1 pseudogene is annotated in these 304 nt (G+C 66.8%); it reads right to left on the bottom strand.

The features are described from left to right. Positions 1-304: pseudogene (locus RA20_RS19680) on the bottom strand (thiamine pyrophosphokinase); the annotation flags it as partial.

Genomic DNA, 304 nt, shown 5'->3' with positions numbered 1-304 from the left:
CCGCCCCGCTGCCGCCTGCATCGGAAACAGCGAAATCACCTCGCCTGCCTGCGCAGGCAGCGCCACCGGATGGGTCAAGTGAAAGATCACCTCAGTCTCTCCCACCAGCACACAAGGGGCATCATGCCCCTGCACCAGCGTATTGAAGGCCGCCAGCTGATGATCCACCCGCGCGCCCAGAAAGCCCACCGCCAGCACCACCGGCGCCGCAACCGAACGCAGCGCCTTGTCGAAATCGGTGCTGTCCTGCTCTGCCACAGGGTGCAGGCTCTCGGGCGGCAGCTGCATCCGCACCGCATCCGGC

This window comes from Leisingera sp. ANG-Vp (assembly GCF_000813725.1).
Lineage (GTDB): Bacteria > Pseudomonadota > Alphaproteobacteria > Rhodobacterales > Rhodobacteraceae > Leisingera.
Note: the sequence above shows the minus strand (reverse complement) of the source record. Positions and strands in the feature narration are given on the sequence as shown.